This window comes from Streptomyces sp. NPDC004065, assembly GCF_044903565.1.
GTDB lineage: Bacteria > Actinomycetota > Actinomycetes > Streptomycetales > Streptomycetaceae > Streptomyces.
Genome location: NZ_JBJDQT010000012.1, coordinates 93,226 through 106,399 on the forward strand (window position 1 = coordinate 93,226; position 13,174 = coordinate 106,399).

12 protein-coding genes are annotated in these 13,174 nt (G+C 71.5%); 8 read left to right on the top strand and 4 right to left on the bottom strand.

The window, feature by feature from the left end; genetic code table 11:
• Positions 1 to 48: 48 nt before the first annotated feature.
• Positions 49 to 909, top strand: a complete 861-nt coding sequence (locus ACI2LW_RS15475; protein WP_404731699.1) for a S1 family peptidase — start codon at positions 49 to 51, stop codon at positions 907 to 909.
• Positions 910 to 1,020: 111 nt separating this feature from the next.
• On the opposite strand, the gene ACI2LW_RS15480 is transcribed toward ACI2LW_RS15475, so the two are convergent.
• On the bottom strand, positions 1,021 to 1,251 hold the full coding sequence (locus tag ACI2LW_RS15480) for a hypothetical protein (protein ID WP_404731700.1): 231 nt from the start codon (positions 1,249 to 1,251) through the stop codon (positions 1,021 to 1,023).
• Between the two features lie 440 nt (positions 1,252 to 1,691).
• Here ACI2LW_RS15480 and ACI2LW_RS15485 point away from each other — a divergent pair, with 440 nt between their 5' ends.
• From ACI2LW_RS15485 to ACI2LW_RS15500, 4 genes are all read left to right on the top strand, one after another.
• Positions 1,692 to 3,815 (top strand): type IIA DNA topoisomerase subunit B, encoded by a 2,124-nt coding sequence (locus tag ACI2LW_RS15485; RefSeq protein ID WP_404731701.1) that lies wholly within the window; start codon positions 1,692 to 1,694, stop codon positions 3,813 to 3,815.
• Between the two features lie 623 nt (positions 3,816 to 4,438).
• Positions 4,439 to 4,615, top strand: a complete 177-nt coding sequence (locus ACI2LW_RS15490; protein WP_404731773.1) for a response regulator transcription factor — start codon at positions 4,439 to 4,441, stop codon at positions 4,613 to 4,615.
• Between the two features lie 69 nt (positions 4,616 to 4,684).
• Positions 4,685 to 5,239: a DUF485 domain-containing protein gene (locus ACI2LW_RS15495; protein WP_404731702.1), complete on the top strand. Its 555-nt coding sequence runs from the start codon at positions 4,685 to 4,687 to the stop codon at positions 5,237 to 5,239.
• Positions 5,236 to 6,828 carry a cation acetate symporter gene (locus ACI2LW_RS15500; RefSeq protein WP_404731703.1) on the top strand — a complete coding sequence of 531 codons (1,593 nt, stop codon included), beginning with the start codon at positions 5,236 to 5,238 and terminating at the stop codon, positions 6,826 to 6,828. Before ACI2LW_RS15495 ends, ACI2LW_RS15500 begins: the two co-directional genes overlap by 4 nt.
• 77 nt (positions 6,829 to 6,905) lie before the next feature.
• On the opposite strand, the gene ACI2LW_RS15505 is transcribed toward ACI2LW_RS15500, so the two are convergent.
• Positions 6,906 to 7,598: a response regulator gene (locus ACI2LW_RS15505; protein ID WP_404731704.1), complete on the bottom strand. Its 693-nt coding sequence runs from the start codon at positions 7,596 to 7,598 to the stop codon at positions 6,906 to 6,908.
• Positions 7,599 to 7,758: 160 nt separating this feature from the next.
• Between ACI2LW_RS15505 and ACI2LW_RS15510 the strand changes: the two genes are divergently transcribed.
• The 3 genes from ACI2LW_RS15510 to ACI2LW_RS15520 all read left to right on the top strand — a co-directional run bounded on the left by ACI2LW_RS15510 (position 7,759) and on the right by ACI2LW_RS15520 (position 10,561).
• A complete protein-coding gene (locus ACI2LW_RS15510) occupies positions 7,759 to 8,574 on the top strand; it encodes an ABC transporter ATP-binding protein (RefSeq protein ID WP_404731705.1) in 816 nt (271 codons plus the stop codon).
• Positions 8,564 to 9,427 carry an ABC transporter permease gene (locus ACI2LW_RS15515; protein WP_404731706.1) on the top strand — a complete coding sequence of 288 codons (864 nt, stop codon included), beginning with the start codon at positions 8,564 to 8,566 and terminating at the stop codon, positions 9,425 to 9,427. Before ACI2LW_RS15510 ends, ACI2LW_RS15515 begins: the two co-directional genes overlap by 11 nt.
• A gap of 72 nt (positions 9,428 to 9,499) precedes the next feature.
• The gene (locus ACI2LW_RS15520) at positions 9,500 to 10,561 is read left to right on the top strand and encodes an ABC transporter substrate-binding protein (protein WP_404731707.1); all 1,062 of its coding nucleotides are present in this window, start codon (positions 9,500 to 9,502) and stop codon (positions 10,559 to 10,561) included.
• A 54-nt stretch (positions 10,562 to 10,615) separates the two neighbouring features.
• Here ACI2LW_RS15520 and ACI2LW_RS15525 read toward each other — a convergent pair whose 3' ends face one another.
• Both ACI2LW_RS15525 and ACI2LW_RS15530 read right to left on the bottom strand, forming a co-directional pair.
• Entirely contained in the window at positions 10,616 to 11,296 is a 681-nt protein-coding gene (locus tag ACI2LW_RS15525) for a response regulator (protein ID WP_404731708.1), read from the bottom strand.
• Positions 11,293 to 13,149 (bottom strand): ATP-binding protein, encoded by a 1,857-nt coding sequence (locus tag ACI2LW_RS15530; protein ID WP_404731709.1) that lies wholly within the window; start codon positions 13,147 to 13,149, stop codon positions 11,293 to 11,295. Before ACI2LW_RS15530 ends, ACI2LW_RS15525 begins: the two co-directional genes overlap by 4 nt.
• Positions 13,150 to 13,174: the final 25 nt, after the last annotated feature.

Here is a 13,174-nt window from a genome sequence, read left to right on the forward strand (position 1 = left end):
CTGCATGACTCTGGGTGTCCGTTGTGGATCTCACAGTGAGGAGCTGGCATGCGACGCCGTATTGCCCGGGCACTGGCCCGGCCGCTGGTCCTGGCGGCCGTGGGGGCCGCGATACCGCTGGTCACCGCCGCGTCGGCGGTCGCGGACAGCGTGGTCATCGGCGGTTCACCCGTCGACGTGTCGCACAGTCCGTGGACCGTGGCGCTCTCCAGCCGTGACCGGTTCGGGGGTACCCGGGCGGGACAGTTCTGCGGGGGCGTGGCCGTCGGCCGGAACGCCGTGCTGACGGCCGCCCACTGCCTGGGCAGAGACGTGGTGGGCGCACCACCGACGCGGGATCTGAAGGTCATCGCCGGCCGCACGGACCTGCTCTCGTCCCAGGGCAAGGAGATCCCCGTACGCGCCGTGTGGGTCAATCCGGGCTACGACGCCGAGACCAACGCCGGCGACTTCGCCGTACTGACCCTCGCCGAGCAGCTGCCGCAGAGCGCGATCATCCCCCTGGCGGGCCCCGGGGACTCCGCCTACCGGCCGGGGACGGCGGCCATGGTCTACGGGTGGGGGGACACCGACGGCTCGGCGTCCTACGCGCACAGCCTGCACGCCGCGCGTGTCCACGTCCTGCCCGACGCCCAGTGCCGGCGGGCCTACCCGGGCGGTTCCGACGGGGCGTATCTGCCCGAGAGCATGCTGTGCGCGGGTGAGGTGGAAGGAGGCCGGGACGCCTGCCAGGGGGACAGCGGAGGTCCGCTGGTGGCCCAGGGGCGGCTGATCGGCCTGGTGTCCTGGGGGGACGGCTGTGGACGGGCGGGAAGCCCCGGCGTGTACACACGCATCTCCGAGGTCGTCCGCACGCTGAGCGCGGTGAGCGGCGGCAAGGCGCCGCACCGCGCGGCCCGCGGGGCCTGACGAGGACCGCCGATCACGCCCACTACGAGCGACGGGCGGCCGCTCCCTCGGTCCGGGAGTGGCCGCCCGTTGGCCGGCCTGTGCCGGCGCAGGCTCGTCGCGCGCGACGTGTCAGCGCTCGTCGCCCGACGCGTTCGCGGGAACGGACGTCAGGCGCTCGGTCTCGTCCTGTATCTCAGCGGCGATTTTCTTGAGTTCCGGCTCGAACTTGCGACCGTGGTGGGCGCAGAAGAGCAGTTCTCCGCCGCTGAGCAGGACTACACGCACGTAGGCCTGGGCGCCGCAGCGGTCGCAGCGATCGGCGGCCGTCAGTGGGCTCGCGGGGGTCAGAACAGTAGTCACGTCGCCTCTTCTCTAGCTCGACGAGCTGTCGTACCAGGGTCAACATCCAACCAGCCCCAAACGTTCCCGCTCGCGGCTTTTCCTCGAAAAAAGTTTCCGAGGTGGCTGTCCGTTGCCGGTTTGGCGGCGAATGTGCCGTATTGCGTGTCTATGTGTCGTACGGTTTCGCGCTGTCGGTCATGGTCGTCCTCCCCGGCCGGCTTGCCGGTTGTTCATGAGGACGTGCCCGGAGCCTAAATGGTTCATGCCTCGAAGGGAACGTGATATGTGCTTCACTCCTACGAGGTATCGAACGTGCATGCGACTCTCTACTAGTCTTGGTCCCTGTCGAGGGTTGCGTTACAAGGGCCCTACCAGGCCTCGGTACCCTCTGAGCGGCAACCCAAGCCGCGCCCTTACCCATCGGGGCCCCACCTGAAATTCAGCGAGGAGCGAACCGCGTGACCGCCGAGACGTCCGTGCCGTCCACAGCGCTGCTGGCAGGAGCAGACCGGGACGGTTCCAACTACACCGCGCGGCACCTGCTCGTCCTCGAGGGGCTCGAAGCCGTGCGCAAGCGGCCGGGCATGTACATCGGGTCGACCGACAGCCGCGGTCTCATGCACTGCCTGTGGGAGATCATCGACAACTCCGTCGACGAGGCCCTCGGCGGCTACTGCGACCACATCGAGGTGATCCTGCACGACGACGGCTCGGTGGAGGTGCGCGACAACGGCCGCGGCATCCCGGTCGACGTCGAGCCCAAGACCGGCCTGTCCGGCGTCGAGGTCGTCATGACCAAACTGCACGCGGGCGGCAAGTTCGGCGGCGGCTCCTACGCCGCCTCCGGCGGTCTGCACGGCGTGGGCGCCTCGGTGGTCAACGCCCTGTCCGCCCGGTTGGACGTCGAGGTCGACCGCGGCGGCCACACCCACGCCATCAGCTTCCGCCGCGGCGTCCCCGGGGTCTTCACGGGCAACGGCCCCGAGGCCCGCTTCGAGGCCAGGAGCGGCCTGCGCAAGACCAAGAAGATCCCCAAGAACCGCACCGGCACGCGCGTGCGCTACTGGGCCGACCGCCAGATCTTCCTCAAGGACGCCAAGCTCTCCCTGGAGAACCTGCACCAGCGCGCCCGCCAGACCGCCTTCCTGGTCCCGGGACTGACCATCGTCGTCCGCGACGAGTACGGCCTCGGCGAGGGCGGCAGCAAGGGCGAGGAGTCCTTCCGCTTCGACGGCGGCATCAGCGAGTTCTGCGAGTACCTGGCGACCGACAAGCCCGTCTGCGACGTCCTGCGCTTCAGCGGGCAGGGCACCTTCAAGGAGACCGTCCCGGTCCTCGACGACCACGGCCAGATGACGCCCACCGAGGTCACCCGCGAACTCGGCGTGGACGTCGCGCTGCGCTGGGGCACCGGCTACGACACCACAGTGCGCTCCTTCGTCAACATCATCGCCACCCCCAAGGGCGGCACCCATGTCGCGGGCTTCGAGCAGGCCGTCACCCGGACGATGAACGAGGTGCTGCGCGCCAAGAAGCTGCTGCGCGTCGCCGAGGACGACATCGTCAAGGACGACGCCCTCGAGGGGCTCACCGCCGTCGTCACCGTCCGCCTCGCCGAGCCGCAGTTCGAGGGCCAGACCAAGGAGGTCCTCGGCACCTCGGCGGCTCGCAGGATCGTGAACAACGTGGTCTCCAAGGAACTGAAGGCGTTCCTGACCTCCACCAGACGGGACGCCGCCCAGCAGGCGCGGGTGGTCCTGGAGAAGGCGGTCGCCGCCGCCCGTACCCGCATCGCCGCCCGCCAGCACAAGGACGCCCAGCGCCGCAAGACGGCCCTGGAGTCCTCCTCGCTGCCCGCCAAGCTCGCCGACTGCCGCAGCGACGACGTCGACCGCAGCGAGCTGTTCATCGTCGAGGGCGACTCCGCCCTCGGTACGGCGAAGCTGGCGCGCAACTCCGAGTTCCAGGCGCTGCTGCCGATCCGGGGCAAGATCCTCAACGTCCAGAAGTCGTCCGTCACGGACATGCTGAAGAACGCCGAGTGCGGCGCGATCATCCAGGTCATAGGGGCGGGCTCCGGCCGCACCTTCGACCTCGACGCGGCGCGCTACGGCAAGATCATCATGATGACCGACGCCGACGTCGACGGCTCCCACATCAGGACCCTGCTGCTGACCCTGTTCCACCGCTACATGCGGCCCATGGTCGAGTCCGGCCGGGTCTTCGCCGCGGTGCCGCCGCTGCACCGCATCGAGCTGGTCCAGCCGAAGAAGGGCCAGGACAAGTACGTCTACACGTACTCCGACCGCGAGCTGCGCGACAAGCTGCTCGAGTTCCAGAGCAAGGGCATCCGGTACAAGGACTCCATCCAGCGCTACAAGGGCCTGGGCGAGATGGACGCCGACCAGCTCGCCGAGACCACGATGGACCCGCGCCACCGCACCCTGCGCCGGATCAACCTCTCCGACCTGGAGGCCGCCGAGTCCGTCTTCGACCTGCTGATGGGCAACGACGTCGCCCCCCGCAAGGAGTTCATCGCCGGCTCGGCGGCCACCCTGGACCGCTCCCGCATCGACGCGTAGCCGGCCGGACCGTCCGGACCGTCCGGGACGGGCGTCCGGGCGCCCGCCCGTCCGGGCCGGTGCCGCACCCGCCGGTGCTGTCGCATCCGCCTTCGCTGTCGCACCCGCCGGTGCTGCCGCGCCGGGCGGCTGCCCGGTCCGGCCCCCGTCCTTCTCCACCCCTGGGTGGATGCGGACGGCTCCGCGGTCTCCACCCGTGATCCACCCCGGCTCCGATCAGCGGGCCCGGGATCTTCCGTAGCGTCGAAGACGTCGGCGGCACTCGGCCGCCGCCATCGGTGCGGCTCGCGCAGCGCGAGGATCACCAGGATCGCGGGCGGGAGAACGCCTGGACAGGCCGGCCCTCCCGGGAAGCCCTGGGCCACGTCGGTGTCTCACGGGCGCGCCGCCTGCTCGGACGGGCGGTCAGGCTCGTGGCGGCGGGCGTGCTGCTGTGGGGCGCCTTCCCCGGCAACCGCGGCCCTGTCCGGGGAGCGGTCGCGACGGCGGCGGGCGTCCTCCTCGCGGCAGCCGCCGCCTGGGAATTCTCCCGCACCACGCTCGCGCACCGGCTGTGGCCCTCCCTGGCACTGATCGCGCTGCTGCTCGCCCTCGCGGTCGCCGCCGGGACCACGGGCCTCACGGTGCCCGCCCTCGCATCCGGTGCGGCTGCGGGGGAGATCGCCCGCCGGCCGCACGTCTCCACCGCCACCGTGAAGACCCACATCAGCAACCTGTTCGGCAAGACCGGCCTCAAGGACCGTGCACAGGCGGTGCGTTATGCGTATGCAAAGGGGCCGGCACGGCCCCCGGCGGGGTGAGTCACCTGATGGGGTGAAGAGCACGGGGAAGAGAAGTCAGAGAACTTCCCGTTCTGTCCATCCTTGGGCATGCAGCCAAGCAACGACCGTCCCCGTGGGGGCGGTGACGGTCCCGTGAGTGTGTCCGCGTATCGCGACGCCCAGGACCCGGCATCCGGGGACATGAGGTACCGCGACCCCTGGTACGACGCGCTGGCCGCCGGCTGGGGCGAGGGAGACGGCACGGGAGGCGTTCCCCTGTCCGTGCCGGCCGCCCGCCGCGAGAGCCGGCCCGGACCGGGCGCCGGAGCGGCGGAGGAGGTGTATCTCGAGGTGCAGCGCAGCGCCGCCTTCCAGGAGGTGCGCAGCAGGTACCGCAGGTTCGTGGTGCCGGCGGTGGCCACCTTCCTCGTCTGGTACCTGGGGTACGTCGTGACGGCGACGAGTGCGCCCGGCCTGATGGCGCGGCCGGTGGCCGGCGCGGTGAACGTGGGGATGCTCGCCGGGCTCGGACAGTTCCTCACCACCTTCGCCCTCGCCTGGGCCTACGCCCGGCACGCGCGGCTGCGGCGGGACCGGGCCGCGCTCGAACTGCGCTGGGACACGCAGGAGCTGACCCGAGGCGTGCGGGGCGGTGCGTCATGAGCGGCAACCACCAGACGCTCGCGCTGCTGCTGTTCAGCGTGTTCGTCGCCATCACGCTGGCCATCACCACCTGGGTGAGCCGCCACCGGCACGGCTCGGCGGAGGAGTTCTACGCGGGCGGGCGGCTCTTCACACCCCTGGAGAACGGCTTCGCCGTCGCGGGCGACTACGCCTCGGCGGCCTCGTTCCTGGGCGTGCCCGGCCTGATCGCGCTGTTCGGCTACGACGGGGTGCTGTATGTCGTGGGCTTCCTCGTGGCCTGGCTGGTGGTGCTCTTCCTGGTCGCGGAACTGGTGCGCAACTGCGGGCGGTTCACGCTCGCGGACGTCGTCGCGGCACGGATGAGCGAGGGGCCCGTGCGGATCGCGGCCGGGACCTCCTCGGTCACCGTGTCCGTTCTGTACCTGGTGGCGCAGATGGTCGGCGCGGGCAGTCTGGTGGCGCTGCTGCTGGGGCGCACCGGCGAGGCGGCGCAGGCGTGGACCGTGATCGGCGTGGGCGCGCTGATGGTGATCTACGTGTCGCTGGGAGGGATGCGGGCCACCACCTGGATCCAGATCGTCAAGGCCGTCCTGCTGATGGCCGGCACCGTGGTCCTGACCGTCCTGGTCCTCGTCCGGTTCCACGGCAACCTCGACACACTGCTGCTCACCGCGGCGCGGCGCAGCGGCCACGGGGAGGCGTTCCTGGCCCCGGGGCTGAAGTACGGCGGCGACTGGACCGCACGCCTGGACTTCATCAGCCTCGGACTCGCGCTGGTCCTCGGCACCGGCGGGCTGCCGCACATCCTGTCCCGCTTCTACACCGTGCCCACCGCGCGGGCCGCCCGGCGTTCGGTGATCTGGTCCATCGCGCTCATCGGCGGCTTCTATCTGATGGCGATCGTGCTCGGCTTCGGCGCGACGGCGATCGTCGGCCCGGACGCCCTGCGGGCGTCGAACGCGGCCGGCAACACCGCGGTCCCGCTGCTCGCCCTCGACCTCGGCGGCGGCCCGGCCGCCACGGGAGGAACGGTCCTGTTCGCGGTGGTGGCCGCCGTGGCCTTCGCCACCATCCTCGCGGTGGTCGCCGGCATCACGCTCGCCTCCTCCGCCTCCGTGGCCCACGATCTGTACGCGTCCTTGCGGCGCCGACACGCGCGGCAGCGCAGCGAGGTCACCGTGGCACGGGTCGCGGCCGTCGGCATCGGTGTGGTCGCGATCGGCCTCGGCCTGCTCGCCCGCGACCTCAATGTCGCGTTCCTGGTCGGTCTCGCCTTCGCCGTCGCCGCGTCGGCGAACCTCCCCGTGCTGCTCTACTCGCTGTTCTGGCGTGGCTTCACCACCCGCGGCGCGGTGTGGGCCGTCTACGGCGGGCTGATCCCGGCCCTGGTGCTGGTCGTGCTGTCGCCGGTCGTCTCCGGCAGCCCCGACGCGCTCTTCCCGGGCGCCGACTTCCAGGTCTTCCCCCTGCAGAACCCCGGCATCGTCTCCATCCCGCTCGGCTTCCTGGCGGGCTGGCTCGGCACGGTGACCTCCGCGGAACCGGCGGACGAGGCCAAGCACGCCGAGACGGAGGTGCGCTCGCTCACCGGGGCCGGAGCCGTGTAGCGGCCTCTGCGGCGACGGGGGCCCGCCGCACCCAGGGCGCCACCCAGGCGTAGCGGTGCTCCGGGCGCCCGCCGCACCTAGGGCGCCACCCAGGCGTACCGGTGCTCCGGGCGCCCCGTGTCGCCGTACTTCAGCGACAGGCTCAGACGGCCGGCCTGTTCCAGATGGCGCAGATAGCGCTGGGCCGTGGAACGGCTCAGGCCGGTGCGGGCGGCCACCTCGTGTGCCGACAGCGGCCCGCCCGCGCGGTGCAGCACCTCGCAGATGAGGTCCGTCGTCGGTTCCGAGTGCCCGCTGGGCAGCCCGGGGGCCGACGGCGCCGGCGTGGTGCGCAGCGCGCCGAAGATGCGGTCCACCTGCTCCTGCCCGGCCACCCCCTGACCGCCCACCCGGTCGACGGTCCGGCGCAGCGCGGCGTAGGAGTCCAGCCGGGTGCGCAGCGCGGCGAAGGTGAAGGGCTTGACCAGATAGTGCAGCGCGCCCAGACGCATCGCCTGCTGCACGGTGGTCACATCACCGGCGGCGGTGATCATGATGACGTCGGTGCCGATGCCCTGCTCGCGCATGCGGTGCACCAGGTCCAGGCCCGTGCGGTCGGGCAGATAGTGGTCGAGCAGGACCAGGTCGACGCCCCCGCGCTGGACTGCGGTCAGCGCCTGCGCGGCACTGTGTGCGCGGGCGGTCACCCGGAAGCCGGGAACCTTTCCCACGTACTTGGCGTTGATCTCAGCGACACGGAAGTCGTCGTCGACCACCAGGACGTCAATCATCGGGTCTTCTTTCCCAAGGCCGGGCGAGTGCTGAGCCCGTGTTGCGACTCCGTTGTTGTAGCGCGAGCAAAATGAGCACAACAGGTCCTTGCGAGCAAAAGAACGGCTTGCGCTCAGAAGACTGATGCTGTGGCCGGGGCCACATCTACCGTCCCGGGCCATGAGCGCAGACACCAGCCCCGCCATCGAGCTACGGGGCGCGAGCAAAACGTTCAGGACCCCCTCCGGGGGCCTGCACACGGCGGTCAAGGACCTGGATCTCACCGTCCGGCGCGGCGAGTTCGTGGCCGTCGTGGGCCCCACCGGCTGCGGCAAGTCGACGACGCTGACCCTGGTCAGCGGCCTGGAAGAGCCCACCGAGGGCGAAGTGCTGGTGGCCGGCGAACCGGTGCGGGGCGTCGGCGGCAAGGTCGGCTTCGTGTTCCAGCAGGACGCCACCTTCCCCTGGCGCACCGTGCTGTCCAATGTGATGGCCGGCCCGCGCTTCCGCGGCGTGCCCAAGGCCGAGGCGAAGGACAGGGCGCGCGCCTGGCTGGCCCGAGTCGGTCTCGCCGCCTTCGAGGACCGCTACCCGCACCAGCTCTCCGGCGGCCAGCGCAAGCGCGTCGCCCTCGCCGCCACCTTCGTCAACGACCCCGAGATCCTGCTGATGGACGAGCCCTTCTCCGCGCTCGACGTCCAGACCCGGGCCCTGATGTCCGACGAACTCCTCGAGCTGTGGGAGGGCACGGGCTCCTCCGTCGTCTTCGTCACCCACGACCTGGAGGAGGCCATCGCGCTGGCCGACAGGGTCGTCGTCATGACGGCCGGCCCCGCGACCGTGAAGCAGGTCTTCGACATCGACCTGCCCCGCCCGCGCAAGGTCGAGCAGGTGCGCCTGGAGTCCCACTTCATCGACATCTACCGCGAGATCTGGCAGTCCCTCGGCGAAGAGGTCCGGATCACCCGTGAGAGGGGCGCCGCCCATGTCGCCTGAGGTCCTCAGCACTCCGCTCGCCGACACGGTGAAGAGCCCCGACCGCGCCCAGTCCCGGGCCAGGGCCGCCCGCAGACGCAAGGCCGTCGTCACCTCGGCCCGCGCGCTGCTCCTGGTGGCCGTGCTCGGCCTGTGGGAGGCGCTGTCGCGGGCGGAGGTCATCGATCCGTTCAACTTCTCGATGCCCTCACGGATCTGGGACCAGATCTGGACCTGGATCACCCACGGCACCGCGCTCGGCTCCCTCGGGGAGCAGATCTGGTTCACCCTCCACGAGGCGCTGCTCGGCTGGGCGTTCGGCGTGGTGGCGGGCGTGGTCCTCGGCATCGTCCTGGGGCGTGTGGCGTTCCTCGCGGACATCCTCGGCCCCTACATCAAGGTGCTCAACTCCATCCCGAGGATCGTCCTGGCGCCGATCTTCGTCATCTGGTTCGGACTGGGGCCCGCGTCCAAGGTCGCCTCCGCCGTCGTCCTCGTCTTCTTCCCGGTGTTCTTCAACGCCTTCCAGGGCGCCCGCGAGGTCGACCGCAACCTGGTCGCCAACGCCCGCATCCTCGGCGCCGGCGACCGCAGGGTGACCCTTCAGGTGGTCATCCCGTCCGCCACCTCCTGGATCTTCACCAGCCTCCACGTCAGCTTCGGCTTCGCCCTGATCGGCGCCATCGTCGGCGAGTACATCGGCGCCACCAAGGGCATCGGCCTGCTCGTCGCGCAGTCCCAGGGCACCTTCAACGCGGCCGGTGTGTACGCCGCGATGGTGATCCTCGCCGCGGTCGCGCTCGTCGCCGAGGGGCTGCTCACCTTCGCCGAGCGGCGCATCTTCCGCTGGAAGCCGGCCGACTCCGGGCACTGAACCGCCCCTCGGCACCCGACCGTTCCTCTTCCCGTCTCCCGCACCGCCCTCCCACAAGGACGTGAAACGCTCATGCGCAAGACCGCCAGATTCGCGGCGTCGGCCGCCGCCGGCCTGCTCGCCCTGTCCTCCCTCACCGCCTGCGCCAACGACGCGGCCGGCTCCACGGCCGACACCGGCAGCGGCGGGGGTGGCGGCAAGGGCGAACACGTCAAGATCATGGTCGGTGGCCTGGACAAGGTCATCTACCTTCCTGCGATGCTCACCCAGCGCCTCGGCTACTTCTCCGCGGAGGGCCTGGACGTCCAGCTGCTGAGCGAGCCCGCCGGTGTCCAGGCCGAGACCGCGCTGGTCTCCGGCCAGGTCCAGGGCGCCGTCGGCTTCTACGACCACACCCTGGATCTGCAGGTGAAGGGCAAGGACGTCGAGTCCGTGGTGCAGTTCTCGCACGCCCCCGGCGAGGTCGAGGTGGTCTCCGAGAAGGCCGCGGGCGAGATCACGTCGCCCAAGGACTTCAAGGGCAGGAAGCTCGGCATCACCGGCCTGGGTTCCTCCACCGACTTCCTCACCAAATACCTCGCGGTCAAGAACGGCGTGAAGATCAGCGACTTCACCCCGGTCGCCGTGGGCGCGGGACCGACCTTCATCTCGGCCCTGCAGAAAGGCTCCATCGACGGCGGCATGACCACCGACCCGACCGTCGCGACGATCCTCGACAAGAAGGCCGGCCGGATCCTCCTGGACATGCGGACGCCCGAGGGCTCCCAGCAGGCGCTCGGCGGGCCGTACCCGTCGTCGAGCCTGTACATGCGGACCGACTGGGTCAACGGTCACAAGGAGACCGTCCAGAAGCTGGTCAACGCCTTCGTCAAGACGCTCAACTGGATGTCCACCCACAGCGCGTCCGAGATCGCGGCCAAGATGCCCGCCGACTACTCCCAGGGCGACAAGACGCTGTACGCGGAGGCCATCAAGAGCACGCTGCCGATGTTCACCAAGGACGGCGTCATGCCGGAGAACGGCCCTCAGACCGTCGAGAAGGTGCTCAAGGCGTTCAACCCGAACATCAAGAACGCCAAGGTCGACCTGGACAGGACGTACACCACCGAGTTCGTCGAGAAGGCCACCGGCTGACATCCGTATGCACGGGGGGACACGGTCTCTTCCCCCGCCCCACGAGCCGTGTCCTCAGGCGCGGGCCGCCCACACGTAACGGTGTTCGGGGCGGCCCGCGCCGCCGTATCCGACGGTCAGCCGCACCCGCCCCGTGCGTTCCAGCAGCTTCAGACAGCGCTGGGCGGTCTGCCGGCTCACCCCGGTGCGCTCGGCGACCTCCCGGGCCGACAGCGCTCCGCCGGCCCTCATCAGGCAGCTGCGGACGAGTTCGGCGGTGGCCGGGGAGGGCCCCCTGGGCAGGTCCCGGTCCGGCGGCGCGGACAGCGCCCCGAAGATCCGGTCCACCTCGGCCTGTCCGGCCTCGCCGCCGCCGTCCAGGGTCCGGCGCAGCCGCGCGTACGCCTCCAGCCTCGCCCGCAGCCCCGCGAAGGTGAACGGCTTGACGAGGTACTGCAGCGCCCCGTGCCGCATCGCCGCGTGTACGGTGGCCACGTCCCGCGCCGCGGTGACCATGATCACGTCGGTGCGGTGGCCCAGGCGGCGCATCTCCCGGACGACCGACAGCCCCGTCCCGTCGGGCAGGTAGTGGTCCATGAGGACCAGGTCGACGCCCGGCAGCGCCTCCAGCAGGCGCAGTGCCTGCTCCGCGCTGTGCGCCTGGCCCGCGACGTGGAAGCCCGGCACCTTGCCGACGTAGGCCGCGTTGACCCGCGCCACCCGGGCGTCGTCGTCCACGACCAGCACCTCGATCACCGCGGCCCCTCCGCGGCGGCCTCGCCGGCACGTACGTCGGCAGTGCCCCCCTGACCCGAGGCGGCGGTGGTGTCCGGCGCTGCGGTGGTGCCCGGCGCCGCGGTGGTGCCCGGCGCCGCGGTGGTGTCCGACGCTTCAATGGTGTCCGGGGCGGCGGCGGGGCCGGCGGCCCGCGCGCCCTCCCGCGCCGGTTCCGGCGCGGCGAGCGCCTCGGGCACGAGCGCCTCGGGCACGAGCGCCTCGGGTACGAGCGCCTCGGGCAGTACGACGCTGAACAGCGCGCCGCCGCCGGACGCCTCGCCCACCCGTACCCTCCCGCCCTGCCGCTCGGCCAGCCTGCGCACCAGGGACAGCCCGAGGCCGCGCCTGCCGTGGGCCGGCGGCCGCTTCGTGGACCAGCCCTCGGTGAAGACCAGTTCGCGCTGCTCGGGCGGGATGCCGGGCCCGGTGTCGCTCACCCTGAGGACGACGGTGCGCCCCTCGGCGCGCAGTTCGACCTCCACGCGCGCGTGGGGTGTCGCCGCCACGGCGTCCAGGGCGTTGTCCACCAGGTTGCCGACCACGGTCACCAGACCGCGCGGGTCGACCAGCCGGTCCGGCAGCCAGGTGCGGTCCGACACCCACAGCGCGACCCCGCGCTCCGCCGCGACGGTCGCCTTGCCCACCAGCAGCGCGGCCAGCAGCGGGTCCCGGATCCTCTCCGTCACCTGCTCGGCCGTGGCCCGGTGGTCGCCGACCACCTCGCCGACGAACTCGACCGCGTCGTCGTACATCTCCAGCTCCAGCAGGCCCAGCAGCGTGTGCATGCGGTTGGCGTGCTCGTGGTCCTGGGCGCGCAGGGCGTCGATCAGGCCGCGCGTGGAGTCCAGTTCCCGGCCCAGTTGCTCCAGTTCGGTCCGGTCGCGCAGGGTGGCGACGGCGCCGCCGTCGTCGGTGGGCATGCGGTTGGCGACCAGGACGCGCTGTCCGCGCACGGTGAGCAGGTCCGTGCCGGTCACCCGTCCGGCGAGCACCTCGGTCGTGCGGCCCTCGCCGAGCGCCTCGTCGGGCGACCGGCCGACCGCCTCGTCGCCGATGCCGAGCAGCCGCCGGGCCTCGTCGTTGAGCAGCCTGATGCGGCCGCCGCGGTCCAGGGCCACGACCCCCTCCCGGATGCCGTGGAGCATCGCCTCCCGCTCGGCGAGCAGGGCGGCGATGTCCGAGAAGGCCAGGTCCCGGGTCTGCCGCTGGACCCGCCGGGAGATCACCCACGCGGCGAGCGCGCCGACGGCGAGGGCCCCGCCGGCGTAGGCGAGCAGTCCCGGGATGGTGTCGATCAGGCGGGCGCGGACGCTGTCGTAGGCGATGCCGACGGACACCGCCCCGATGATGCGATGGTGGCCGGCGTCGTACAGCGGCACCTTGCCGCGTGCGGAGCGGCCCAGGGTGCCGGTGTCGATCTGCATCACCTTGCGGCCGGCCAGGGCCGCACCCGGATCGGTCGACACGTGGCGGCCGATCTGCCAGGGATCGGTGTGCGACCAGCGCACGCCCCGGGTGTCCATCACCACGACGTACTCGGCGGCGGTCTCCTTGCGGATCAGTTCCGCCTCCTTCTGCACCGGCCCGTCGACGGCCGGTGCGGTGCTCAAGAGGTCCCGCGCGATCTGGGGGTTCTGCGCGGTGGTCTCCGCGATGGCGAGGGCGCGGCGCATCGCCTGGTCGTCGAACTGGTGGCTGAGCGGGGCGAGGAACAGCCCGGTGGCGAGCACCGCGACTCCCGCGGCGATCGCCAGCTGCATCAGCAGCACCTGCGAGAACATCCGTCGCGGCATGCCCAGGCGTCGGCGCCTGGCGGGGGGAGTGCGGCTCATGGCGACGACGGTACGACGACGGGCG